Origin of the sequence: Streptosporangium sp. NPDC049078 (genome assembly GCF_040648855.1) — a bacterium.
In the GTDB taxonomy this organism is placed as follows: Bacteria; Actinomycetota; Actinomycetes; order Streptosporangiales; family Streptosporangiaceae; genus Streptosporangium.
This window is the reverse complement of the sequence record NZ_JBEZEL010000008.1, coordinates 71928-97115: the sequence shown is the minus strand read 5'-3', so window position 1 is coordinate 97115 and position 25188 is coordinate 71928. Positions and strand designations below refer to the sequence as shown.

The 25188-nt window shown below is 66.6% G+C and carries 23 protein-coding genes; 9 read left to right on the top strand and 14 right to left on the bottom strand.

Annotated features, from left to right (window positions below):
- Positions 1 to 12: 12 nt before the first annotated feature.
- The 3 genes from AB0B90_RS15090 to AB0B90_RS15080 all read left to right on the top strand — a co-directional run bounded on the left by AB0B90_RS15090 (position 13) and on the right by AB0B90_RS15080 (position 5280).
- Positions 13 to 1464, top strand: coding sequence for a non-reducing end alpha-L-arabinofuranosidase family hydrolase (locus AB0B90_RS15090; RefSeq protein WP_362922932.1), 1452 nt, complete (start codon positions 13 to 15; stop codon positions 1462 to 1464).
- Positions 1465 to 1685: 221 nt separating this feature from the next.
- Positions 1686 to 3521: a family 43 glycosylhydrolase gene (locus AB0B90_RS15085; protein WP_350950360.1), complete on the top strand. Its 1836-nt coding sequence runs from the start codon at positions 1686 to 1688 to the stop codon at positions 3519 to 3521.
- Positions 3522 to 3612: 91 nt separating this feature from the next.
- Positions 3613 to 5280, top strand: coding sequence for a lectin (locus tag AB0B90_RS15080; RefSeq protein WP_362922929.1), 1668 nt, complete (start codon positions 3613 to 3615; stop codon positions 5278 to 5280).
- Positions 5281 to 5402: 122 nt separating this feature from the next.
- On the opposite strand, the gene AB0B90_RS15075 is transcribed toward AB0B90_RS15080, so the two are convergent.
- Positions 5403 to 6314 (bottom strand): aminoglycoside phosphotransferase family protein, encoded by a 912-nt coding sequence (locus tag AB0B90_RS15075; RefSeq protein ID WP_362922927.1) that lies wholly within the window; start codon positions 6312 to 6314, stop codon positions 5403 to 5405.
- 168 nt (positions 6315 to 6482) lie between these two features.
- Between AB0B90_RS15075 and AB0B90_RS15070 the strand changes: the two genes are divergently transcribed.
- Positions 6483 to 7361, top strand: a complete 879-nt coding sequence (locus tag AB0B90_RS15070) for a hypothetical protein (RefSeq protein WP_362922925.1) — start codon at positions 6483 to 6485, stop codon at positions 7359 to 7361.
- Between the two features lie 126 nt (positions 7362 to 7487).
- On the opposite strand, the gene AB0B90_RS15065 is transcribed toward AB0B90_RS15070, so the two are convergent.
- The 6 genes from AB0B90_RS15065 to AB0B90_RS15040 form a co-directional block, all read right to left on the bottom strand.
- Positions 7488 to 7946, bottom strand: a complete 459-nt coding sequence (locus AB0B90_RS15065; RefSeq protein WP_350950365.1) for a hypothetical protein — start codon at positions 7944 to 7946, stop codon at positions 7488 to 7490.
- Between the two features lie 213 nt (positions 7947 to 8159).
- Positions 8160 to 8945, bottom strand: coding sequence for a sulfite exporter TauE/SafE family protein (locus tag AB0B90_RS15060; protein ID WP_350950366.1), 786 nt, complete (start codon positions 8943 to 8945; stop codon positions 8160 to 8162).
- 249 nt (positions 8946 to 9194) lie between these two features.
- Positions 9195 to 9530 (bottom strand): helix-turn-helix transcriptional regulator, encoded by a 336-nt coding sequence (locus tag AB0B90_RS15055; protein WP_350950367.1) that lies wholly within the window; start codon positions 9528 to 9530, stop codon positions 9195 to 9197.
- Positions 9527 to 9844 (bottom strand): type II toxin-antitoxin system RelE/ParE family toxin, encoded by a 318-nt coding sequence (locus tag AB0B90_RS15050; RefSeq protein WP_350950368.1) that lies wholly within the window; start codon positions 9842 to 9844, stop codon positions 9527 to 9529. Before AB0B90_RS15050 ends, AB0B90_RS15055 begins: the two co-directional genes overlap by 4 nt.
- A 184-nt stretch (positions 9845 to 10028) precedes the next feature.
- Positions 10029 to 10229 (bottom strand): DUF397 domain-containing protein, encoded by a 201-nt coding sequence (locus AB0B90_RS15045; RefSeq protein WP_350950369.1) that lies wholly within the window; start codon positions 10227 to 10229, stop codon positions 10029 to 10031.
- The gene (locus AB0B90_RS15040) at positions 10226 to 10606 is read right to left on the bottom strand and encodes a DUF5753 domain-containing protein (RefSeq protein ID WP_362923154.1); all 381 of its coding nucleotides are present in this window, start codon (positions 10604 to 10606) and stop codon (positions 10226 to 10228) included. The genes AB0B90_RS15045 and AB0B90_RS15040 overlap by 4 nt, the downstream gene beginning before the upstream one ends.
- A 390-nt stretch (positions 10607 to 10996) precedes the next feature.
- Here AB0B90_RS15040 and AB0B90_RS15035 point away from each other — a divergent pair, with 390 nt between their 5' ends.
- The 3 genes from AB0B90_RS15035 to AB0B90_RS15025 all read left to right on the top strand — a co-directional run bounded on the left by AB0B90_RS15035 (position 10997) and on the right by AB0B90_RS15025 (position 14264).
- A complete protein-coding gene (locus tag AB0B90_RS15035) occupies positions 10997 to 12118 on the top strand; it encodes a NucA/NucB deoxyribonuclease domain-containing protein (protein WP_362922921.1) in 1122 nt (373 codons plus the stop codon).
- A 755-nt stretch (positions 12119 to 12873) separates the two neighbouring features.
- On the top strand, positions 12874 to 13464 hold the full coding sequence (locus tag AB0B90_RS15030) for a hypothetical protein (RefSeq protein WP_362922919.1): 591 nt from the start codon (positions 12874 to 12876) through the stop codon (positions 13462 to 13464).
- Positions 13465 to 13592: 128 nt separating this feature from the next.
- Positions 13593 to 14264 carry a class I SAM-dependent methyltransferase gene (locus tag AB0B90_RS15025; RefSeq protein ID WP_362922916.1) on the top strand — a complete coding sequence of 224 codons (672 nt, stop codon included), beginning with the start codon at positions 13593 to 13595 and terminating at the stop codon, positions 14262 to 14264.
- A 71-nt stretch (positions 14265 to 14335) separates the two neighbouring features.
- Here AB0B90_RS15025 and AB0B90_RS15020 read toward each other — a convergent pair whose 3' ends face one another.
- From AB0B90_RS15020 to AB0B90_RS14995, 6 genes are all read right to left on the bottom strand, one after another.
- A complete protein-coding gene (locus tag AB0B90_RS15020) occupies positions 14336 to 15631 on the bottom strand; it encodes an NAD(P)/FAD-dependent oxidoreductase (RefSeq protein WP_362922914.1) in 1296 nt (431 codons plus the stop codon).
- Complete coding sequence (locus tag AB0B90_RS15015) at positions 15631 to 17001, bottom strand: NAD(P)/FAD-dependent oxidoreductase (RefSeq protein ID WP_362922912.1); 1371 nt, start codon at positions 16999 to 17001, stop codon at positions 15631 to 15633. Before AB0B90_RS15015 ends, AB0B90_RS15020 begins: the two co-directional genes overlap by 1 nt.
- Entirely contained in the window at positions 16998 to 18431 is a 1434-nt protein-coding gene (locus AB0B90_RS15010; RefSeq protein ID WP_362922910.1) for an FGGY family carbohydrate kinase, read from the bottom strand. Before AB0B90_RS15010 ends, AB0B90_RS15015 begins: the two co-directional genes overlap by 4 nt.
- Positions 18428 to 19897, bottom strand: a complete 1470-nt coding sequence (locus AB0B90_RS15005; RefSeq protein WP_350949530.1) for an amino acid permease — start codon at positions 19895 to 19897, stop codon at positions 18428 to 18430. Before AB0B90_RS15005 ends, AB0B90_RS15010 begins: the two co-directional genes overlap by 4 nt.
- Positions 19898 to 20079: 182 nt before the next feature.
- Positions 20080 to 20847, bottom strand: a complete 768-nt coding sequence (locus tag AB0B90_RS15000; protein ID WP_350949531.1) for a DeoR/GlpR family DNA-binding transcription regulator — start codon at positions 20845 to 20847, stop codon at positions 20080 to 20082.
- Between the two features lie 240 nt (positions 20848 to 21087).
- Positions 21088 to 21642 (bottom strand): hypothetical protein, encoded by a 555-nt coding sequence (locus AB0B90_RS14995; RefSeq protein ID WP_350949532.1) that lies wholly within the window; start codon positions 21640 to 21642, stop codon positions 21088 to 21090.
- A gap of 497 nt (positions 21643 to 22139) precedes the next feature.
- On the opposite strand from AB0B90_RS14995, the gene AB0B90_RS14990 reads away from it, so the two are divergent.
- Positions 22140 to 23516, top strand: a complete 1377-nt coding sequence (locus AB0B90_RS14990) for a hypothetical protein (protein WP_350949533.1) — start codon at positions 22140 to 22142, stop codon at positions 23514 to 23516.
- Positions 23517 to 23617: 101 nt separating this feature from the next.
- Here AB0B90_RS14990 and AB0B90_RS14985 read toward each other — a convergent pair whose 3' ends face one another.
- On the bottom strand, positions 23618 to 24076 hold the full coding sequence (locus AB0B90_RS14985) for a MarR family transcriptional regulator (protein WP_362922906.1): 459 nt from the start codon (positions 24074 to 24076) through the stop codon (positions 23618 to 23620).
- Positions 24077 to 24139: 63 nt separating this feature from the next.
- Here AB0B90_RS14985 and AB0B90_RS14980 point away from each other — a divergent pair, with 63 nt between their 5' ends.
- Complete coding sequence (locus AB0B90_RS14980) at positions 24140 to 24508, top strand: VOC family protein (protein WP_350949535.1); 369 nt, start codon at positions 24140 to 24142, stop codon at positions 24506 to 24508.
- The last annotated feature ends 680 nt before the right edge of the window (positions 24509 to 25188 follow it).

Below are 25188 nucleotides of genomic sequence, written 5' to 3'. Positions count from 1 at the left end.
CTAGCCGTCATCATGGCGGCGGCCACCTTGCTGGTGAGCCTGTTCGTGGCCGTCCAGACCGCGAACGCGGCGACCGTCGACACGAACGCCTGGTACGTGCTGGTCAACCGCAACAGCGGCAAGGCCCTGGACGTCTACAACCTGGCCACCAACGACGGCGCCCGCATCACCCAGTGGACCCGTAACAACGGCAACCAGCAGCAGTGGCAGTTCGTCGACTCGGGCGGCGGCTACTACCGCATCAAGTCACGCCACTCGGGCAAGGTGCTGGACGTCAGCGGCTTCTCCACCGCCAACGGCGGTGCGATCGTCCAGTGGGCCGACCTCAACGGCACCAACCAGCAGTGGCGCCTCGCCGACTCGGCGGGTGGCTACGTACGCTTCATCTCCCGCAACAGCAACAAGGCCCTGGAGGTGCAGGGCGCCTCCACCGCCGACGGCGGCAACATCGTCCAGTACGACGACTGGGGCGGCAACAACCAGCAGTGGCAGCTCGTCCAGGTCGGCGGAACGAACCCGAGCCCCACCCCCACCGTGACCCCTCCGCCGGGCACCTGCACCCTTCCCTCGACGTACCGCTGGACCTCCTCGGGCGTGCTCGCGAACCCGAGGTCGGGCTGGGTCTCGCTGAAGGACTTCACCGTCGCCCCCTACAACGGCAAGCAGCTCGTCTACGCCACCACCCACGACTTCGGCACCAGCTGGGGTTCGATGAACTTCAGCCTGTTCACCAACTACTCGGAGATGGCCTCGGCCAGCCAGAACGCGATGAACTCCGGCACCGTGGCGCCGTCGCTGTTCTACTTCGCGCCGAAGAACATCTGGGTGCTCGCCTACCAGTGGGGCGGGGCCGCCTTCTCCTACAAGACCTCCACCGATCCCACCAACCCCAACGGCTGGTCGGCACCCCAGACGCTCTTCACCGGCAGCATCTCCAACTCCAACACCGGCCCGATCGACCAGGCGCTCATCGGTGACGGCCAGAACATGTACCTGTTCTTCGCCGGCGACAACGGCAGGATCTACCGGGCCAGCATGCCCATCGGCAACTTCCCCGGCAACTTCGGCTCGAACTACACGACCATCATGACCGACACCACGAACAACCTGTTCGAGGCCGTCCAGGTTTACAAGATCCAGAACGAGAACCGGTACCTCATGATCGTCGAGGCGATCGGCTCGCAGGGCCGCTACTTCCGGTCCTTCACCGCCACCAGCCTCGGCGGCAACTGGACCCCGCAGGCCGCGACCGAGAGCAACCCCTTCGCGGGCAAGGCCAACAGCGGCGCCACCTGGACCAACGACATCAGCCACGGCGAGCTGCTGCGCACCAACGCCGACCAGACCATGACCATCGACCCCTGCAACCTGCAGCTGCTCTACCAGGGCCGCAACCCCAACTCCAACGGAGTCGACTACGGCCTGCTGCCCTACCGCCCCGGCCTGCTCACCCTGCAGCGATAACACCGTGACACCGATCCGGCTCGAACGTCTCCGACGCTCACCGCGAAGGCGCACACCCCACCGGGTGAACGTCGTCACGGCACGCGATCAGGACCGGTTCGAGCCGGAACGGCGCGAGACCGATCCCCTCTGAACCGCCCCGGACGCGTCGGAGACGCCGAGCCGCCGCGTCCGGGGCCACCAACACCCCCCCAACGAACACCGCCTGAGGGAGACGACCGGTGAGACCCGCACTTCGCACGGCGAGAAGAAGAACTCGCCGCCTGGTCCTGTGGACACTGAGCCTGCTGATGTTGATCGCGTTGTCCCCGCTCTCCGCGAGGGCGGACAACCCGATCGTCCAGACCATCTACACCGCGGACCCCGCGCCACTCGTCCACAACGGCCGTGTCTACCTCTACACCGGCCACGACGAGGACGGCTCGACCTACTTCACCATGCGCGACTGGCGGGTCTTCTCCTCCACCGACATGGCCAACTGGACCGACCACGGCTCGCCCATGAGCCTGGCCACCTTCGCCTGGGCCGACGCCAACGCCTGGGCCGGCCACGTCGTCCCCCGCAACGGGAAGTTCTACTGGTACGTGCCGGTGCGCAACCGGGCGACCGGCGGGATGGCGATCGGAGTCGCGGTCGGCGACAGCCCCACCGGGCCCTTCCGCGACGCGCTGGGCCGCCCGCTCGTCGAGAACGGCGAGATCGACCCGCACGCGTTCATCGACGACAACGGCCAGGCCTACCTGTACTGGGGCAACCCCCGCCTCTGGTACGTCCGGCTCAACACCGACATGATCTCCTTCTCCGGCAGCGCCACCCAGATCCCGCTCACCACCGCGGGCTTCGGCACGCGCAACGGCAACGCGAGCCGGCCCACCCTCTACGAGGAGGGGCCCTGGGTCTTCAAGCGCGGCAACCTCTACTACAACGTGTTCGCCGCCGAATGCTGCTCGGAGTTCATCGCCTACTCCACAGCGCCCAGCGCCACCGGACCGTGGACCTACCGGGGAACGATCATGCCCCGCCAGGGCAGCAGCTTCACCAACCACCCCGGGATCATCGATTTCAACGGCGGATCCTACTTCTTCTACCACAACGGCGCGCTGCCGGGCGGCGGCGGCTACACCCGCTCGGTCGCCGTGGAGAAGTTCACCTACAACGCCGACGGCACCATCCCGACCATCAACATGACCACCGCCGGCCCCCCGCAGGTGGGAACGCTGAACCCGTTCGTACGCCAGGAGGCCGAGACCATCGCCTGGGCGAACGGCGTCGAGACCGAGCCCTCCAGCGAAGGCGGCATGAACGTCGGCTTCATCAGCAACGGCGACAACATCAAGGTCAAGGGCGTCGCCTTCGGCACGGGGGCCTCGTCGTTCACCGCCCGGGTGGCCTCGGCGGCGAGCGGCGGCACCATCGAACTCCGCCTGGGCAGCGCCACCGGCACCCTGGTCGGCACCTGTTCCGTCCCGGGGACCGGCGGGTGGCAGAACTGGACCAGCGTCACCTGCCCGGTGAGCGGGGCCACCGGAACCCGCGACCTGTATCTCCGCTTCACCGGCGGCAGCGGCAACCTGTTCAACCTCAACTGGTGGCAGTTCACCGCCGGTGGCGGCACCGGGGGAAACCTGCTCACCAACGGGAACATGGAGAACGGCACGACCGGGTGGACGACCTCGGGTGGCACCCTGTCGTCGGCCACGAACGTCGCCTACGCCGGCAGCCGCTCCCTGCTCAACTCCGGACGCACCTCGGCCTGGCAGGGCCCCCACCAGAACGTGACCTCGCTGCTCACCAACGGCAAGAGCTACACCACGAGCGTCTGGGTGCGCTCGCAAAGCGGCACCCCCAGCGCGAAGGCGACCCTGACGTACACGGCCAACGGCACGACGAACTACCTCCAGCTCACCCCCGCGCAAACGGTGAACGCGAACGGCTGGACCCAGTTGACCGGTACCGCGACCGTGTCGTGGACCGGCACCCTGACCAACGCCTCCTTCTACGTCGAGACCGCCGCGGGAACCGACGGCCTCTACATCGACGACGCCTCCTTCCAATAACCGGCCCCCTCGCCAGGGGTCCGATCGTCGATCCCCCGACCGGCGGGCCCCTGGCGCAGCGCCCACCCCCCACCCCTGAGGAGCGATCTCAATGAGAAAGAACCGGCTACGGGCGTTAATCGCCCCGGTCGTCACCGTGACGCTGGCCCTCGCGATGGGAGCCGTGGCGCTCTCCACGGCCACCCCCGCGCAGGCGTTGAACAACGGTGTGGGCCGCACCCCGCCGATGGGGTGGAACACCTGGAACACCTTCGGCTGCAACATCAACGAGACGCTGATCAAGCAGACGGCCGACGCGCTCGTCAACAACGGCATGCGCGACCTGGGCTACCAGTACGTCGTCGTCGACGACTGCTGGTTCGATCCCAACCGCGACTCGGCGGGCAACCTCCAGGCCAACCTGTCGCGCTTCCCCAGCGGGATGAAGGCCCTGGGCGACTATCTGCACGCCAGGGGCCTGAAGTTCGGCCTCTACCAGGCCCCCCTCGACAAGACCTGCGCCCAGTACTTCAACTCCTACCCCGGCGCGACCGGCAGCCTCAACCACGAGGTCCAGGACGCCCGGCAGTTCGCCGCCTGGGGCGTCGACTATCTCAAGTACGACTGGTGCTCGCCCACCGGCAGCATCGACGACCAGGTGCGCACCTTCGCCAAGATGCGCGACGCCCTGGCCGCGACCGGCCGGCCGATCCTCTACAGCATCAACCCCAACAGCATTCACTCCAAGACCGGCCCGCAGCGCAACTGGGGCGACGTCGCCAACATCTGGCGCACCACCGAGGACATCACCAACGCCTGGAACACGAATCAGACCAACGGCTACCCGATGGGTATCCAGAACATCGTCAACGTCAACGCCCCCCTCTCCGGCTACGCCGCACCGGGGCAGTTCAACGACCCGGACATGATGGTGGTCGGCCGGGGCGGCATGAACGACACCGAGATGCGCAGCCACTTCGCCCTGTGGGCGATCATGGCCGCGCCCCTCATCGCCGGTAACGACGTCCGGAACATGGACAACGCGACCTCCACGATCATGAAGAACCAGAACCTGATCGCCATCAACCAGGACACGCTCGGCCTTCAGGCAGCCCAGATCAGCAACGACGGCACCCGCCGTATCCTGGCCAAGCGGCTGAGCAACGGCGACGTCGCGGTCGCCCTGTTCAACCAGGGCGGCAGCACCACCACCATCAGCACCACCGCCTCCGCGATCGGCCTGTCCGGCAACTCCTTCAACCTGCGCGACGCCTGGACGAACGCCGTCACCTCGACCACCGGCGCCATCTCGGCGAGCGTTCCCGCCCACGGCACCGTCGTGTACCGGGTGAGCGGCGGCACGCCCAACCCCACGCCCTCCCCGACTCCCTCGTCCACGACCCGCATCCAGGGGGTGGGCTCGGGCCGGTGCCTCGACGTGACCGGCGTCTCCCAGACCAACGGGACCCAGGTGGGGATCTGGGACTGCAACGGCCAGACCAACCAGCAGTGGACCGCCACGGCCGCCGGTGAGCTGCGGGTTTACGGCAACAAGTGCCTGGACGTCAACAACAACGGCACCGCCGACGGCACCACCGTCATCATCTGGGACTGCAACGGCCAGAACAACCAGAAGTGGCGCTTCAACGCCGACGGAACCATCACCGCCCTCGGCGCGAACAAGTGCCTGGACGTCGTCGGCAGCTCCACGGCCAACGGCGCCAAGACCCAGATCTGGACGTGCAACGGCGCCGCCAACCAACGGTGGAACCGCACCTGATCACAGCACGCACCGGCTCCTCGTCACCGTGTGAGCCGCCACAACCCGCTCGCCGCCGCTGTGTGCCCAGCGGCGGCGAGCGTGCCCCCTACGGCCGCCGGGTGAGTACCGGTCCGATGACGTCAGCCGGCCCGATCGTGGTCGGCCAGGACCTCGTCGACGACATGACGGTGCTCCGCGGCTTTCCGCTCGTCCCCGTCGATGTTCTGGGCCAGGGTGATCAACGCCTTCCACAGCGCCCAGCCACGGGCACGCGCCCACATGGCGGCATCCTGAGCGACGATGTCGCGGAAGACCTCCCGGCTCTTTCCCGAGAACATCGTCCACGCGATCACCAGGTCGCAGGCGGGATCCCCGACGCCCGAGGTCCCGAAGTCGATGACCGCCCTCAGCTTCCCATTCCGAACCAGCAGGTTCCCGCTCGCGATGTCACCGTGGAACCACATCGGCGGCCCGGACCAGGTCGCCTCAAGCGCGGCGTCCCACACGGCCGCCGCCCGGACGGTGTCGACGCGGCCCTCCAGGGCGGCGAGGGTACGGCGTGTCTCCTCGTCGTAGTAGGCCGGTGGCGTACCCCGGTGGAAGCTGTGCGCGCCCGCCACCGGCCCGCCGGTCGCGTCGGCGCGTCGCAGGGCGAGGACGAACTCGGCGACCGAGGCCGCGAACTCGGACAGGTCGTCAACGCGTTCAGGGGTCGCGGTCTCGCCGTCCAGCCAGCCGCGGATCGACCAGTTGAACGGGTATCCCTCGCCGGGAACCCCCTTCGCGAGGGGAACGGGAATGTCGACCGGCAACGACGGGGCGAGCACCGGCAACCACCGGTCCTCCTTGTCGACCGCGGGGGCGTACCCGGCCGCGGTGGGAAGGCGCGCCGTCATCTCGTCACCGAGACGGTAGGTGCGGTTGTCCCATCCGTCGACCTCGACCGGTGTCACGGGAAGGGAACTCCATTGGGGGAACTGGGCGGCGACCAGCCGCCTCACCAACCCCGCGTCGATGCCGGCGCGTCCGTCGATGTTCCTGTTCTCCACCACCCGGAGAGTGTGTCGGCCACCCCCTCCACCCCGCAAAAGGTTTTCGGCGTCCATGCGTTCGCCGCAGCTCTCTGGCAGCCACGGCGCCACCGTGAGAAAATCCGCACGAACAAGCCGAACTCCACTTTTGTCCGGTGCCCCGAACGCTTAAAAAAGGACGAACTCTCGATGAGACGATGGGCTGCCCTCGGGGTCTCCGTGCTGATCGCGTCCATGTCGGGCACCATGACCCCCGCCGCCGCGCAGGCGGGCGCCCCCGATCCGGCACGCGCGGTCAAGCAGCAGTTCAGAGACGAGCACGGCGTTCGGATCTCCGAGACCAACCGCTTCTTCTACGGCGAGAGGTCGACGGTCTCCGGGAGCGGGATCCTGATCAGAGGTCGTCTCCAGTTGTCCCCGTCGGGCCCGGTGGCCGCTGATTTCACCTGGTGGGACCTCTCCCGGCCGAAGAAGGGGACCCCGTCCAAGAAATCGAACCCCTACCGGGTGATCCGCGTCGGCAAGAAGACCTACGACGACGCCACCCGATACCCCGGGCCCGTTCCGGACGGCAAGAAGTGGGTCCGCTTCCCTGACGAGCACCGGGGACGGATGAACCGGGACATGGCCAAGGGCGCCAGCCTGCAGCCGATCGACATCTACGACCCGTCCATGATGAGGGCCGTACTGAAGCGCTCGGCGAGCAAGGCCGTCTCCGGCGGTTTCCTCTACCGGGGCACCGTGAGCTACCAGGAACTGCGCAGGATCTCCAAGAGTCCCCCCATCGCCTGGACCTCGGGCAAGCGCATCGGCAAGAAGAGCAAGGGGAAGGTCTCCTGGCGACTCTGGACCGACCGTGACGGCCTGCCCAAGCGCCTGGTCACCGCCGACAGCGCGGGAGCGGGGAAAGAGCCGCTGGTCAAGCGGAGCGACACGCGCTACACCGACTGGGGATGCCGTCTCGTCATCACCGCCCCGCCCGCCGACGAGGTCATCTCCGAGAAGGACCTGCGGGAGTACGCCCGCAGACAGAACGCGTCCGCTCCGACGGACTCAGGGAACACCTGAGACCCTCCGCCGACTACGCCGCGCGGTCGCCCGTAACCCCGCTTTGAGGCTCCCCCGGCGGTCCGGACGGCTCGGTGCGCGGGTTGGGCCGACTACCCCGCTGAATGCGGGTCGGCACGACGGATGTCAGGCGGCCAGAGCCAACCTCGAGGGCAGATAGGTGATGTCGCTTCCGGCGATGTAAAGGCGCCAGTTGAGCGAGGTGGGACGACTGACCACGTTCACACGCAGCCCCGCCCCCGCCAGCCAGACGGCCAGGTCGGCGAAGTAGCCGTCTCCCGAACCGATGACGACCCGCTCGAACCGCAGGTCGATCCTGCCGCTCACCGCCGCCTCCGTGAGAGCGCTGTCGGCCCCGTCGGCCCCCGGGCGGATCAGCAACTGCGCCCCACGGATCGCGATCCCCGCACTCACCATGGAGCGAGGGTTCACCGCGGCGATGAACTGATCCATGGGGCCGATCGGGACGCGCTCCCGATACTCGTTCATCGTCTGCCTCACTTCGGCCGTCGTCGGCGCGGGGGACGCCGTCAGGTTCTCGATGTCCAGAAGGTGGATCGACCGTCCGTCACGCAGAGATCTCATAGCCCGCCCACTCGCTTCTCGTTGTGGCAAGTAAGTCGAGAATAAATACTGTGAACTTAGTATGCAAGTTTTTTAGCGGCGAGATGTTCACAGCCAAGCCGCCGGAGGTACGCGCTACGGCTAGAACCGACCGACGCGGGCTTGGCCCCTCCCTACTCAATGAGTTCCGAGATCACGTGAACACGGGTGTGCCGCCGTTTCGGCCATCTACCTTCAGCTCAGAGCCTGGGCCGCATACAAGCCGGCCAGGGCGACGGCCAAGGTCCCCAACAGCAGTCGCAGACCGACCTCCGGCAGGCGAGGCTGGAGGTGAGCTCCGACATAGCCGCCGATCAAGCCACCCAGACCACACAGCAGGCCCAACGCCCACACCGGTGCGATATCGCCAGGGGCGATCAGCGCCAGGACGGCATAGGTGAGCGCGCCAACGATCGAGGTGACGAACGTCGAGGCCAGTGCGGCAGGTGCGACCCTGGCCATCGACAGGCCGCGCCCGGCCAGGATCGGCCCCAGAAGCGATCCGCCGCCGATGCCGTATATCCCGCCGACGATCCCCACCGCCACCGCGAGCGTGGTGATGGCGCGCGGGGAGGGATCGTCGGCCGGACCGGGGTTGCGGGGTGGGCGAAGCGTGCGCACGCACAGCCACAGGCCCAGCGGGAGGAGCAGGCAGGCGACCAGGAGGCGGAACACCTGCGGGCCGGGTAACAGGAAGACCCGGACGAACGCGCCGATGATGACGCCAGGCAGGGTGCCGAGCACCAGCAGGCGGAGCAGCGGGCCGCCAAGCTGGCCACGCCTGCGGTAGCGCAGCAGCGCGCCGGGGGTGGCCACGACATTGAACAACAGATTGGTGGGCGTCACCGCCGGGTTCGGCACGTTCAGCACGCTGAGCTGGATCGGAAGCAGGAATACCGCCCCCGACACCCCGACCGGGGCGGTCACCACCGCGATCAGCAACCCCGAGACGAAGCCGAGCAATCCCTGCCACCAGGTCAACACTTCACCGCTCGCACCCCATCCCTTAAAACCTACCGTGATTACGGAGATTTAGGAATGCCCCCGTTGGAGGGCAAAGCGGTGAAGCCCGTGACCACGAGAGCGCCGCCCTCCTCTTTCACCCCCCTTATGGGATCGTGATAAGGATCATCCGGCCTCGCTTCCTCGCCCGACCGCATCCAAGCCGAACGGGACCAAGTAAGCCTTGAGTCGGTTCCGCGCAGCTGACATTGACGACGTGCGCAGGGGTTACGCAGCGTGGGTGTCAGTGCCGCGCAGGATGTACAGGTCGTCGCCGAAGACGGCGGAGATCTGGAGATGGCCGCCGAGGGCCTGGACGTAACGGGCAATGGCCTCGACGGTGGAAACCTCGCCACGTTCGATCTGGGAGACACGGCTCTTGGTGACGCCCATCCTCTCGGCCACCTCAAACTGGGTCAGGTCCAATGCGGTACGGCGTTCAGCGAGGCGGTGGCCGTCGATGTATGCCTGGTTGCGTTTGCGAGCTTCGGCGACCACCTGCTCGCCCCCGGCGTCGGCGACAATGCCGGGGCGTACGCCGCTCCACTTGGGAAAGTTCGTCATCGCCGGCCCTCCTCTTCTTCCCGTTCCTTCACATACCGCGCGTACAGCTCTTCGGCTTGCGGGATCACCCGCCGGTACCAGCCGGACCAATCTCCCGATTTGTCCCCGCCGACCAGCAGAATCGCCGACCGCCAGGGATCGAACACGAAGATGACCCGGATCTCCGAGCGTCCCGCCGATCCAGGCCGCAACTCCTTAAGGTTGTGGACTTGCGAGCCCTCCAGCCGGTCAACCAGTGGCCTCCCCAGCCCGGAACCTCCCTCGGCCAGTCGGTCGATAGCGTCGACCACTTGAGCTTTGGGCCTCTCATCCAAGGCGTTGACCCAGGTTAGGAATTCGTTGGTAACGCGAATCTCCCACTCCTCTGCGCCGCGCGTGTAGCAAATCCTCTACCGCACGGAGATGGGGTAGGTAACGCGACGCACGGACGAGGTCTTGCGCTTGCCGCACGGCCAGGCGTACCCGAGGCACCTCAACCGTGCGGCACTCGTGGTCAGGTCAGATCTCTTCGCTGCGGATGCCCGCCAGGAAGTTGTTCCAGGCTGCCGGGGAGAAGGTCAGCATCGGGCCGGATGGGTTCTTGCTGTCGCGAACGGCGATGAGGCCGGGCAGGTTGGTGGCTACCTCAACGCAGTCGTTGTTACCGCCGCTGAGGCTGGACTTGCGGAAATCGGCGGAAGACAGGTCGGGGAAGATCATGCCTTACTCCTCATCGCAGCTATCAATTTTGTGGATTCCTGGGGGGACAAGCATGAATCGGCGAGGCGCTCGAACATGAGCATAAGCCTGCGGACCTGATCCATAGCCTCCACATAAACCTCACCAGCCGGACATTCCGCGTATCCGATCTCGGGATCTTCGTCGCCGAAGCCGAGGACGGAAAAGGCTCCTTCCAGCCCGGTGTGTGCACCGTTCGCAAGTGGCAGGATCTGGATGGTGACGTTTGGCCAATCCATGATCCGAAGGAGATCGTTGAGCTGATCGGTCATGATCTCGGGCGTACCGATAGGCCGATTCAGGGCTCCCTCATCCATGAGGACATGCAGCACCGATGTCTTTGAACCGAGAAGGTTGATCTTCCTCTGATCTGGTCCAGCCAGGCCACCGCCCAGCCCGGTGATTCCCAGGTAACGCTACAGGTCCCCAAGGACCGACTGAGAGACGGCGAGAAGGTGCGATGGCGAGCCCGCGCCACGGCTGACAGCGTAAACGGCCCCTGGACCGACTGGAAAACCTTTGATGTTCACGCCTCGAAAAACGAGAATCAGCCAACCACTAATTCCTCGACTGCTTCCCCTAACCGCGCATCAACGTACTCGGCGAGCAATTTCAAATACGACAGAATCAAGGACAACGACGACTGCCAGTCAAACGCAAGGAGCGCCTACGGATACGCTCCCGGTAGCAGGGTTCTTCAAAATCCGAAGGGCTATGCAAGGAACCGTTTCTCGTGGTGTGCCACATACATGTCTGGATTGGTTCGCGTTAAGCGCGACAGATTCGGCAACATTGTAAAGAACGCACAGGGGCAGCCGGCAACCACCGATGAGATCTGGTTTCCACAAATACTGATCGGGCGCACCTATCAGGGAAGTCGAACCATAGAATTCGACCTTTGGGTAGACGAGGGAATCAACTCCAAGGGCGACTTCTTTGAGGGGAAGACCTTCTCCATCGGCATGATGGGAACCGGCTACCCCAACGCAAATGCTTGCCTTCCGGTTACCAGGGATGGCCTGAAAACGTCGTACGTCGGAAACGAGGACTACTGGGACGATAGAACGGTAAAGTTCAAGTTCGAGTCCTATGTCGATCCAGGATCAGCAGGGTCCGACAACCGCGAGTTGATCGGCACCTGCACTACGAGGACAACCCTTAACCTCGTCGGCCTTAGCGGCTCCCAAGAAGCACTGGCCCCTCCGAAGCAAAGCATCCGGTGCGATTCCGCCACCTATGCCGGATATGCACAAGGATGCATCTTCGATCACGAGACACCATCGATCGCATTGAAGGAGAGCAATCACCCGAACGCATACTCACACATCTCCCTGGCATACTTTAACCCCGATGCCACCCACCCTAAACCCACCGACCATGCGAACGCATGGCCAGTGAATGTTGATGGAATTAGAAAAGATACAAAGAAGGTAATTCCCGGCCTGAGCAAAAACAGGCTTATTCATAGGCTCTACCAATACGATGATGAGATTCGTCAGACCTTCAACCGCGCCGGCCGCAATACGGGTAGAGCACAGTCGGCATGCCGATGGTCATACTATCCCACGTGGAATGGCACAGGGTCATTTCCGTGGGTCGCCGCCGGCAATCAATGCGACGAATTCCCATTCGCTTCCACGTATGAGGGTGCCTGGGTATGGTGGCAAAATAGCATGCCGGACGACGCAGGCAGCTACCAGCCGAAGGGTGTGAACTATTCGGTGAAGCCCATACCGTCCGCAGAGAACAATTCATGGGGCGGATCTGCACCAGGCGGTGTTCGGTCTTACTATGTGTACGATCGCATGCTGGACGGGGACGCTTTCTTCATACGCCTTTACAATAAGGAAGGCGTCCGACAGAATCATTGATCAGGGGCAACGCAACAAGCTAGGTTTCGTCTAAGATGCACGGTGCGGTCTCGTTCTGAAGACTGCACCGTGCATCATCAATTGGATATGCGGAGCGTGAATGTCGCAACTAGTCGATCATCTCCACGAGACCATCACAGTGGAGCGGAGTCAATTCATGCTGAGAGATCAGGACGGCACCTTGGACGAGCCGCCGGGCTGGCCCAGTGTGGAGGAGATCTCGGCGCGTCTCAGCCAAGGCTCCTGGTTCGAAGCAACCTTGAATTGGGCGGTGTTTCTGAGCAGTGACGGATGGCACGACACCCAGGTTGTCCTAGAACTATGGGATGACTTCCCTCCCGATACTACCGACTCCTGGGAAAGAAGTAAGACAGCCTCTTTTTATTCTAGTTCCGGCCTCGTCTACTTGAGCATGTTGTACGGTAGCGGACCCCCATCTGTACCCCTGGACCTGCGCAGAGACGCCGACGAATGGAATATCAGGGCAAGTCGTCGTCCGGGAGAGGGCTGGAGCTGGCTAGAAGAAGATTCTCCTCCAAAAGGTGTCGAGGAGTGGTGTATTCAGTTCTGGCCGCTACGGGGTCTGGTCGCTGGCCTTACTGATGCTTCCCGCAGAACAGAGGACTCTACTAGCGTCCAAAGGTACCTCGAAACTCTATCCAGGATTGGAAGCTGACGCTGCAAGTTTCGCGGCTCCTGTATTGACTCATACGACTCTTTGGGCGCGCTAGTAGTACTTCGTTAGGCTGGTTGGGGTGGTGTTCTGGCCGCGCTGCGGCAGGTATGTCGCCGGATATATTATGACTCTTTTCCCCACTGAAAACCAACAGCGTCTTCTGGTGGCGCACGGGCTCAACAGGAGGTTCGGTGCCCTATGGGTCAGCATTGCGGATGGTTACGAGGTAGCCCGAGGGCTGCACTTCCCGGTGGGGACAATAGAGACGTGCGACTTTCAAACCGCTATGAGGTCGTACGATCCTGCGGGCTCCGCGCGGCGGGCCTGGATCACACCGCATACACCCGGCTGGTCACACGTCCTTCTCCTCAGTGGTGGGCAGGCATCGTCCGCGGAGGAACTCAGCCGCCATGGTCAGCGCGTGTTTGAAATTTCATACGTCGGCGGAATCGAGGAACTCGACGAGCCGATCTACACCTACGACGGCGAGTATAGAAGCATATTCGACGAGGCCGCACATGAAGCCCATTGGACAGATCTACCGAACGACGACACGATGTCGATACCAGAAACACTGGACCAGTTTATGATCATCATAGGAAGAATCACAGGAGGTTTTCTCGACCAGAATTGGATTTCATCGGAAGGGCTTTTGTGTGTTATGCTTTGATGCCGGCACAGCACCTCGTGGACTGACATGAGCGAGACGACCACACTGAGAAGAACCCATCGATTCAGGCCGATGGAATCACAGGGGAACCGGCCTTACGCTCCCCCTCAACCTCGAAGGGCTGCTGTATGACGAGTGCCGAAAGCAGGCCGGGTGCTTCGATCGCGTCTTTCTGGGATGCCTTCGCCGACTCCTTCGACGAGGAGGCCGACCACGGCCTTCGCGACCCCGCCGTCAAGACCGCCTGGGCGGAACGCCTGCGCTCCTGGATGCCCGCCTCGCCCGCCGACGTCCTGGACGTGGGATGCGGCACCGGCTCGTTGTCCTTGGTGCTCGCCGAGCAGGGGCATCGGCCGGTCGGGGTGGACCTGGCCCCGCTGATGATCGAGCAGGCCCGGCGCAAGCTCACGGCGGCCGGTTTCGATGCCGCGATGATGGTGGGTGACGCGAGCGACCCGCCCGCGCAGGCCGGGACGTCTTTCGACATGATCCTCTCCCGTCACCTGTTGTGGACCCTGCCCGATCCTCAGGAGGCGTTGCGCCGATGGATCGGTCTGCTGCGGCCCGGCGGGCGTTTGGTTCTCATCGAGGGACGTTGGGCGTCGGCCGAACCGGGTGAGGATCAGCTCTACGAGGGGAGGTCCGAGCCGATGCCGTGGGCGGGTGGAGTCGAGGCGGAGCGCCTCCTGGCGACGCTGCGGCCACTGGTCGACACCGCCCGCGTCGAGCCATTGCCCGATCCCGTCCTGTGGGGACGAGCCATCCAGGACGAGAGATACGCCGTTGTCGCGTTCGCGTAGTCGTTCGCGCTTCAGGCCGGTCCCCTGAGAGACGGCAGCGGTGCGGCCGGATGGACGGCGGGAGGGTGATGTCAGCCCTCCACCCCGATGTGCACGGGGCCCGCCTCCGGGGAGACCGCGCTCAGGATGCCGCTCGGGATGCGGAACACCCGTCCCGGGGCCGCGGGCCACCACAGTCGTCGGCGAGCGATGACCCGCCCCCCCTGCCGGAGCACGATCCGGGGGAACGGGATGTAGCGGTCGCTCCACAGCAGCAGGCGGCGTCGGGCCGGGGCCGGGTCTCCGGGACGGAAGATCTCCGGCGCCACCCAGCGGAAGGGCGCGTCGGCGACGAGACGGACCTGTTCGGCCGGGGCGCTCCGTCCGGCCAGCCAGTCGATGACGGAGCGTGCCACATGAGCGCCGTCGATCGCCGCGATGTCGGCGGTGTCCACCGGATGCAGCAGATTGCCCACCGCGAACACCCCCGGCCGCTCGGTACGGAGCGCGCTGTCGACGAGCGGGCCGTTCGTGCCCGGGTCCAGGGTGATCCCCGCGGCGCGGGCCAGCTCGTGGTCGGGGATCCAGTCACCGGTGAGGACGAGCGTGTCGCACTCGACGATCCGCCTCCTTCCGGTGTCGAGGTCCTCGATCTCGACGGCCCGCAGCTGTGGCCGGCCGATCACCTTCGTCACCCGGGTGCGGGTGGCGACCCTGGTCCGGAAGAGCATCCTGCCGGGAACGCTGAACAGGGAGTAGGAGTCCGGCCGGGGATACTCGGTGGTCATCAGGACGGTCCGGCAACCGGCTTCGCGCAGGGTCAGCGCGGCCGACCAGCTGACCAGCTCGGCGCCGACCACAACGGCCTTCTTGCCGACCTTCCCGTGCCGCAGGTGGACGAGGTTCTGCAGGTGCCCGGTGGTGTAGACGCCGTGGGCCCGGTCTCCGGGGATGAGCCGGGCCGGGCGGGGGCGCTCCCGGGCACCGGTGGCCAGGATGACGGCCCGCGCCTCGACGCGGACGCGGCCCGCAGGGGTGGTGGCCTCGATCACGCGTTCCCCGGCCCAGTTCGTCACGGTGGCGTTCGTCAGGATCTTCGCGCCGGCGGCCTCGGCCTGCCGGACAAGTCTCCTGGCGTAGGCGGGACCGCTCATGAAGCGTCTCATGTCCCTGATCCCGTAGCCGGGATGATCACTGTGCCGGGGGATGCCTCCGGCCGCGCTCTCCCGTTCCAGGACGAGGACGTCGCCGTCGACCTTCGGCGCGAGCGCGCGGGCGGCGCTCAGTCCGGAGGGGCCGGCGCCGATGACGACGACGGCCGGGGTGAGGACGGTGACGTCGCCGGACGTGGCCCCCACCGGGGGTGTCAGCGGTGTCGGCGGTGTCATCAGTGCTCCTCAAGCAGCTTCTTGACCTCGGCGCCGCAGAAGAATCCCTGGCAGCGTCCGTTCATCGCCCGGGTACGGCGGCGCAACCCCTCCAGGGTGGCCGGTGGGATCGGCGACGCGAAGGTGTCGCGGATCTCGCCGGCGGTCACCCGTTCGCAGAAGCACACCACCCGGCCGTAGGCGGGGTCGGCGGCGATCCGGGCGGCGTCCTGGTACGGGCGGGTGGACGCCTCCCCGAGGTTGGGCATCCGGGGCGGTTCCGGCAGGTTCTCCCGTGGCACGAGCGCCAGGCCGGCGTCGCGGGCGAGTTCGGCGACGTACTCGGCGATGGCGATGCCTGCGGTCAGGCCGGTCGAGCGGATCCCGCCGACCAGCACGTAGCGCCGCCCGGCGTCGGCCTCGATGAGGTAGTCGGGGTGGTCGCTCGCGGCCCGCAGACCGGCGTAGGTCGCGGTGACCTCCTCGCGCAGCAGGTCGGGCATCAGCTTCTCGCCCTTGTCCAGCAGGAAGCGCAGTCCCTGCTCCGAGGTCCCGGTGTCGGTGCGGTCCGTGAGGTCCTCGGCGGTGGGGCCGAGCAGCACGTTGCCGTAGACGGTGGGGCTGATCAGCACGCCCTTGCCGCGCGAGCTGGGCACCGGCAGCACGATCCGGTCGACCATCGGGCGGGCCGCCTTGTCGTAGACCAGCAGCTCGCCACGGCGTGGCGTGACCGTGAAACGGTCGTGGCCGAACAGCCGGTCGACGACGTCGGCGCCGAGTCCGGCCGCGTTGACCACCCAGCGGGCCCGTACCTCCCCGCCGGAGGTACGCAGCACCGTGTGGTCGCCGAGGTCCTCGACCGAGGAGACGGCCCGGTTCAGCAGCAACGTCACGCCGCGGCCGACCGCGGCCGTGGCCAGCGCGAGGTTGGTGGTCCAGGTGCAGATGATGGACTCGTCGGGCACGGTGAGGCCGCCCAGTGCCCCCTCCCCGAGGTGGGGCAGCTGCCGGTACACCTCCTCGGGGCCGACGATCTCCGTCCGGTCGTAGCCGTTCTGCTCCGCCTTGCGGCGCAGGCCCGGCAACGCGTCGAGTTCCTCGACGGTCCAGGCCACCAGCAGGGCCCCGGTGCGTTCGACCGGGATGCCGGTCCGCTCGGCGTACTCCGACAGCAGGTGGTAGCCCTCGCGGACCAGCCGGGATTCGAGGGTGCCGGGTCTGGCGTCGAAACCGGTGTGCAGGATGGCGGTGTTCGCCTTGCTCGTGCCGTCACCGACGTCGTCACGCGCGTCCAGCAGCGCGACGCTCAGCTCGTAGCCGGCCAGCTTCCTGGCGATGGCCGAGCCGACGATACCGGCGCCGATCACCGCCACGTCGAACGTGCCGTTCACCGTGCTCCCTCTCCGGGCAGGGTGGCGGCGACCGCCTCTTTCCAGCGGGAGCGGAAGTCGGCCGTCCGGTCGGCGGACCACCGGGGTTCGTAGGTGGTGCTCGGCTCCCACGGGTCCACCGCGTCCGCCAGGGAGAGCGACGGGTCCAGCGCGGCGCGGGCCAGCGCCACCGCCCCCATCGGGGTGGCGTGCTGGGAGGGGTAGACGTCGATCGGGATCCGCGTCAGGTCGGCGACCGACTGCATCAGGACCGCGCTGCGGGTGAGCCCGCCGTCCACCCGCAGCCGGGTCAGCGGCTGCCCGAGGTCGGCGGCGACGAGGTCGCCGAGCTCGGCGACCTGCGCCGCGATCCCCTGCAGTACGGCGAGCACAAGGTGCCCCGCACCGGTGGAGAGGGTCAGCCCGGAGAACGAGGCCTTGGCGTCGGGACGCCACCAGGGCGCCGCCAGCCCGGCCAGCGCGGGCACGCACAGCACCCCTTCTGCGTCCGCCGCCGCGACCGTGTCCAGGTCGGCGGCGCCGCGGATGAAGCCGAGATCCTGGATCCACCGTACGGCGGAGGCGGCCGTGTAGACCTGGCCGTCGAAGCAGTACGAGGTCTCTCCCCGGACCCGCCAGGCGACCGAGGCGGCCAGGCGGGCGGTGGAGCGTACGGCGGAGGTGCCGGTGTTGGCCAGCAGGAACGCGCCGGTGCCGAAGGTGCACTTCGCCTCGCCCGCGCTGAGACAGTTCTCGGCGAGCAGGGCGGCCTGCTGGTCGACCACGAGTCCGCCGACGGGGACGTTCCCGCCGAAGGCGGAGGTGTGGCCGACCATCTCGTCGCAGGCGACGATGCGCGGCAGGCGTTCGCCGCCGAGCCCGAACAGCTCCAGCAGTTCCCGATCCCACTCGCCGTCGTCCAGCCGGGTGACCAGCGACCGGCCGGCCGTGGCGACGTCGGTGACGAACTCCCCGGTCAGGTGGTGGATGATCCAGGAGTCGGAGGTGGTGACCACCCCCTGCTCCGTCACGTTCCGGCGTAGCCAGGCCATCTTCGGGGCGGAGAAGTAGGGGTCCAGGACCAGCCCGGTGGTCGCGGCGATCCGCTCCCCGTACTCCCCCAGCTCCGCGCAGATGCTCTCCGAGCGGCGGTCCTGCCACACGACGGCGGCCGAGAGCGGCTCACCCGTGGCGGGATCCCACGCCAGGACGGTCTCGCCCTGGTTCGCCAGTGTGACGGCGTCGATCCGTACCCCGGCCCGCGCGACGGCCTGACGGCCGGCGTCGAGCACCGAGTCGAGCAGTTCCCGGGGGTTCTGCTCGACCCCGCCTCCCGGCAGGTAGGTGGGGCGGACCGGGAGCTCGGCGAGGCCGAGCACCTGACCGCGGGCGTCGACGACGATCGCCTTGGTGCCGGAGGTTCCCTGATCTATCGCCAGTACGGTGGTCACCGTCGGTGCGCCCCCTCCGTGTGCCCGCCCTTGGCCGTACCCGGGGCGTCGGCGGTCAGCTCCGCGTCGATGGACTGCATCTTCGGCATCACCAGGCCCTTGGCGCCCCTGGTGAACAGCAGGTAGGCGAAGTACACGGCGCCGATGGCGAGCATGAGGAGGACGTAGACCCACGACTCCACGAACGAGGAGTCACGGAAGAGCAGCAGTTCGAAGGCGAGCCAGAGCAGCGCGACGACGATCACCGGGATCTCCCAGCGGCCCAGGTCGAAGCCCTTGCTCGGCGGCAGCGACCTGCGCTTGACCACGTACATGATGACGGTGCCCGTGTAGATGATCGCCGGCAGCAGGGTGGCGGCGGCGAACAGGCCGAACAGGGCGTCGGTCCGGGTGGAGAAGATCGCCAGGATCAGCTCGCCGACGACGAGCATGAAGACGGTGGCGTTCAGCGGGGTGCCGAAGCGGGGGGAGACCTTGTGCAGGCCCTGCCAGCCGGGGAAGCGCTGGTCGCGGGACATCGCCCAGACCAGGCGGACGCCGGTCATCATGATCACCATGCCGCAGGCGAAGATCGCGATGACCACCAGCACGAGCAGCCCCGTACCCACGACGGGGCCGAGCGACCGGCTGATCACGTCCGCGACCGGGGTGCCGGACTTGGCCAGCTCGATCGGGTCACCGGCGAGCAGGGTGACCGCGACCAGGAACAGGAAGCCGAGCACACCGGAGGCCAGCACCGCCTGCCACATGGCGCGGGGGACGACACGGGCCGGGTCCTTGGTCTCCTCGGCGAGGTTGGCCGCCGACTCGAAACCGACGATGGTGAACGCGCCGAGCAGGAAGCCCAGCATCCACGGCCCGGCCGAGGTGAGCGTGCCCATGCTGAGGTAGCCCTCGGAGGGGACGGCGCCGGTGCTGAACAGGTTGGCGAAGTTCAGTTCCTTCGCGACGAACCCCACGATCAGCAGCAGCAGGACGAGTGCGATCATGCCGATCAACTCGGCCGTCACCGCGAAGTTGTTGACCCGCTCGGTCCACTTGGTGGAGAGGCCGACCAGCAGCGCCTGGCTCAGGATGACCACGCCGGTGATCGCCCAGGCGTTCATCGCGTTGCCCTCGTAGCCGAGCAGCACGGGCATCACGGTGGAGGCGATGGTGTAGTCGACCGCCACGACCACGACGCCGAGGAACGAGAACGAGACCCAGCCGATGATCCAGCCGAGTACGGGGTTGGCCAGCCGGGACATCCACTGGTAGGAGTAGCCGGTCACCGGGATGCGCGCGGCCAGCGAGCCGAAGATGAACGCGACGGCGAGCTGACCGATGATCACGAGCGGCCAGGTCCAGATGCCCGCCGGTCCCGAGCTGTTCAGCACCGAACCGTACGTGGTGAAGATGCCGGTGGCGATCGAGACGAAGGCGAACGCCACGGCGAACGAGGCGAAACGCCCCGTACCTCGCTTCATCGCCTGCTTGTAGCCGAATTCCGTGACATCGGAGGAAGATCCCCGGCTCTCAGCCGCAGGTGGTGAATAATGGGTCATGGATTCCCAACTCCTGTGTTTCCTGTCAGAGGGTGCATCGGTGCGGTCGTCCGAAGCCGGGTGGCGTTGCCGCGCCGCCCGGCTCTTTCAACGGCCGGGAACGTTCAAGAAAGCACGATCACCCCGCCTTTGCGGGTGAACGTGTCCTGGATGGCGGACGGTGGTTCCGCCTCGGTGACGAGGCCGGTGAACTCGCCCACCTCGGCGACCCGGTGCCGGGCGACCAGGCCGAACTTGCCGGAGTCGGCCAGCACGTACGAGCGCGCCGCGTTCCTGAGGATGATCTTTCGCACCGCGATCTCATCCAGGTGGTAGTCGGTCAGACCGGCCGCGGCGTCGACGCCCCCCGACCCGAGGAACGCGATGTCCGGGTTCAGGTCCGTGAAGAACGTCTGGGCCACCGGACCGGAGAGCGCGAGGTCTCCGGTCCGCAACCGGCCCCCGCAGACGAGAACCTCGATGCCGGGCCGCTCGGAGAGCTCGGCGGCGACCAGCAGGGAACAGGTGGCCACGATTCCGGTGAAGTCCAGTGACAGGGCCCGCGCCACCTGGACGGCGGTGGTCCCCACGTCGATCACCACGGTCTGGCCGGGACGCACCAGGGCGGCGGCGGCACGTCCGATGCGGGTCTTCGCGTCCGCGGCGGTCCCGGTGCGCTCGGCGAACGGGGCCTCCTCGCCGCCGACCTGCCCGAGCGCGATCGTCGCGCCCCCGTGGACGCGGGACAGCCTGCCCTGGCGCTCAAGCACCACGAAGTCGCGGCGGATCGTCTCCGCCGACACGCCGAGCTCCTGCGCGAGGTCGTCGGTACTGACGACACGGGAGGTGCGCAGCGCCTCCCCGATCCGCGCATGCCGCTCAGCGGGCAGCATGCCTGCCCACTTCTGTGGAAATTTGTGCTTGCATGACGGAGATTATGCTTATGTGTGGTTATCTGGTCAATACATAGCGCTACCAAAGAGGGAAACCTTTACCGGCGGTAGGGATCAGGCAGCGGGCGGGCGTGGCAGCGCGAAGCGCGCGCACGTGGGATTGGGGCCACCGTCCCTCAATCCACCACGGCCCGGCCATCCACCACCGGGCGAAGGCCGAGCCGTGGCGGGAACCGCCGGTCAGTGGGTGCAGGTGGCCGAGACGGTGACGTTGTAGATCCACCACGCGCCGCCGGGCGCGGAGTAGACCAGCGACGACGTCGTGCTGTAGCCCGTGCACGCCTGGCCCGCCGCCAGGAGTGCCGCGCGGGCGGCCTGCGAGCCGTTCGCGACGGCGACGGACGGGCTCGCGCCACCGGCCTGCTGGGTCTCGGTGCGCGGCACGGTGTACGACGGCGGCGGCGTGGACGAGGGGACCTCGCAGTTGCCCGACGCGGTCGCCTCGTAGATCCACGCCGAACCGTCGGGCGCGGTGTAGAGGTGCCTGGTGGTGACGGACACGCCCGAGCAGACCTCGCCCGCCGCGGCGGCCTGCTGGTTCAACTCGGCGCGGGCGTTGTTCTCCGCGGCGCTTTTCCCCGCCGCCGGGCTGGGGCCCCAGCCCGAGGACGTAGCCGAGCGAAAGGTGGCGGCGAGCGCGGCGGGAGCGAACAGCACCGCGCCGACGGTCAACGCCAGGGCGACGACGAGGGCGAGGCGCAGAACCTGGGCAGGACGACGAACGCTGAGTTCCATGGTGTCCCTCTCGCAAGAGGCCGGAGGTTCGGGATCGTCACCATAAAACCGGGCAGAGCGAGCCGACCAGCGCCCGGAGCGCGGGCAGGCATCCGCGCACGTCAAGGCTGAAACTTTCAGCCAGGTCCGCACCACAGGCGGAAGCCGCACGCGACATCGCCCGCGCGGTTTCGTCCCGCGTTCTTCGCGGCGAACGGACCTTTCTCTGTGCCCCTCCCTCGGCGAGGGCGATGTGGAGATGCCACCCGCTTTTCGAGGACATGCTTGAGAGCCGGGCGTGACGTGGAAGAACCTCATCCCCCCAAAAGCTTCAAGGTGGCATTAAATGCAATTTTCTGATTAAAAGCCAGAATACGGACAAACCGCGAGGGCCAATTGTCGAGCCGACACGATCGGCTTAAGCTTCACAAGTCACCCTTTCCGCTGAAATATCATTTCCGTTTTTGGCGATGATCTGATCCCCGGCTCACCACCGCCCCCTCCCGAAAGGGTCCACCATGTTTCCCGCCCAGCCTTCCCCCGACAGCGGCATGCGCGGGGACCGTTCCACCACGAACTGCGACCCGGACGCGATCGCGCCGACCGTCTTCCAACTGCTGCTGACGCGCCTGGAAGACCACGTCAAGGAGGCCGGGATCACGCAGAACGCGGTGTGCACCGCCGCGGTCACGGATTTCTGCGCGGCGGTCGCGGACCCCCGGCTCGACACGCTCGCCGGGCCCGCGCTGACGGTCCTGAACAACCACGTCGACGCGGCGATGCACGCGTGCTCCCCCCTGGTCGGCGGGTGCTCGGTCTTGTCCTACGTGTCCATGGTCGCCATCAGAGCGACCACCTCCTACGCGAGGGCCAACAACATCGTCGCCGACGAGGACGAGAACACGCGGGTGAACGCGGCGGTGCGCGCGCGCTTCGACTCGTACGTCGTCGTGTGCGAGCGGCGGCTCTACCTGAACCACGCGGACGTCCCCGCCGACCTGAAGGTCCTCATCCAGAACCACGCGCCGGGCTCGCTCAAGGACCCCCTGGTGGAGGCCGCCGAGCAGGTCCTCCACGCGGTGCACACGCCCAACGATCCCACCCCGACCCAGAGGACGGCGCTGATCCAGGCCCTGGAGAACCTCGCGGTGGTCCAGGCCATGTACGCCAACAAGCTCGCCGTCGGCTCCGGCGCCCAGGGCGGCACTCTGCCCAACATCAGGGTCACCGACGCGTGCAAGGCCCAGAAGCACTTCAACAAGCACGTCGAACGGTTCTACAAGGACACGCCGACCGGCATGCTCATCTATGCCGCCCTCGTGCAGCCGTCGCGCAGGCCCCCCGAGAAGCACGTGTCGAACATCGAGGTCACCGAGGACACCGTTGAACCCGGCCGGTTCTGGATCGGCACCCGGGTGAGGCAGTACCGGGCGAACGCCGCACGGGTGGGCAACAAGGTGCGTCTTTCGGTGATGGACGAGCTCTCGACGGTGGTGCACGAGATCGGGCACCAGGTCGAGTTCTACCTTCCCGTGGTCGAATGGGTGCGCCTGCAGCAGATCCTCAGGATGCGCATGGTGGGCCCTCGACTCATTAACATCTATCCCAACGCGGACAAGCCGGAACCCGCCTTCGACATCGGTGCCATGCCGGCGTTCGAGGCGTACTACACGCCGCTGAACCAGTCGAGAAGCGGAAAGTACTATCCCGCCAAGGTCTACTCCTCGGGTGACACCGAGCTGCTGTCCATGACCGTGCAATTCTTCAGCCAGCCGAACACCGCCATCCTCATGATCCAGCACGACCCGGTGCTCGCCGCGACCGTCCTGCGCGCCATCCGCCCCGACGACTTCGCGAACTTCCCCGCCAACCTGCTGGCCCTGCTCCCCACGTGAGTCCCTTCACGCCAGGCCACCGCGTCGCTCATCTGTCCGCACGTTTTTCACGCTCGGACGCACCCCCCATGCGCGCGATGAGACGTGCGCCGGGGAAGGAGCTATGAGCCGTCGTTGTCATCGCGCAGGGAATGGATCATGCTCTGCAGGATCCGGAACGCCTCTGACTGCTCGGTCTCGGTCATACCGGCCAGCATTCTGACCTCGACGGACCGGACCGCTACGGTCGCCTTCTCGAGGCTCCGCCGGCCGCGAGGCGTGAGCCGCGTGGGAAGAACCTTCCCGACAGGCGCCTCCGCGGGCCTGGTCACGTAGCCCTCTCGTTCCAGGGCCTGGAGCAGCACGTTCATCGACTGCCGTGTCACGAACGCGCCCCGCGCGAGCTCGGAGTTCGACAAGCCCGGTCGTTGAGCCAGCAGTTCGAGGCAGGAGTAGCGCGTCACGCTCATCCCGAGCGGCCGCAGCACCTCCTCCATGGCTGCGCGCAGGGCGCTCGACGCCTCTTTCAGCAGGTAGCCCAGTGATTTGTCCAGGTCGATGCCGGCACCGTTTTGACTCATGTCAGCATTCTGACATAGGTTGGCCCGTGTCAGAATGCTGACACGAAAAAGAGGAGCATCACCATGCCCGCCACCGGCCCCGACTTCATCTCGCTGCAAGCGCGTGACCTCGACGCTTCGCAGGCGTTCTACGAGCGGTACCTCGGCCTTGTCCGCTCACAGGCCGGACCTCCGCACGCCGTCGTCTTCGAGACCAAGCCGATCGCGTTCGCACTCCGCGACGTCGTTCCCGGCACCGATCTCGCATCCGTCGCTCAGCCCGGCATCGGTGCCGCGATCTGGTTCCACGCCACAGACGTCCAGGCCATTCACGACGCTCTCGTCGCCGACGGGCACACCATCGTCTCCGCGCCGATCGACGGCCCCTTCGGCCGGACATTCACCTTCGCCGACCCCGACGGTTACCAGATCACTCTCCACGACCGCACCTGACAGGCCGAACGCCACTCCCCGAAGACCGCGATGGCACCCACAGACTCGAGCATCCGTGAGGTGCCCAGCAGATTACGGATGGAAGGCTCCGCACCGAGAGGGCAGGTGAAGCCTTCCACCTCGGAGGTCGGCCCTTCCGGGAAGTACCACCAGACGGTACGCGACGCGGGGGCCACCAGAGCCGCCAGGGTATCCCCCAGCGCGCGGGCATCTGCGGTGATGGAAGCAAGGTTCCGCCGCTTCGTCGTGCATGGAGGCGCCCAGCCTGGATCATCTGCGGCAGCGGAGACAGGCGCCACCCACCTCGCACCCGCGACAGGAACAGTTGCCCGCGCTCGCTGCTTCCGACGCCGCCGAAACCCGGGATCACGGGGCAACATTCTGCACGGACGGCAAAGGCCATCCCTGCCTTCAAAGGCTCTGGCCAGTGAACCGGCGAATCCCCTCGCGTTACAGATCGCTATTCCGGACCCGGCGTGGGAGTACCGAGGAAATATCATGCGATCAAAGGTCGGCTTGCGCGCGCCGGGTGAAGAACTCACCCAGATCGCCGATTCCTTGACGATTACTCCATCGGCAGCCGAGGTCAGCGCTTGAAGAAGTGATCGATGCGCCTCCGCCTCGGGAGTTCTGCGCGTTTCTGCTGCGTTTCGGTCCTGGCGTGCGCCCCGGCCCGGCGC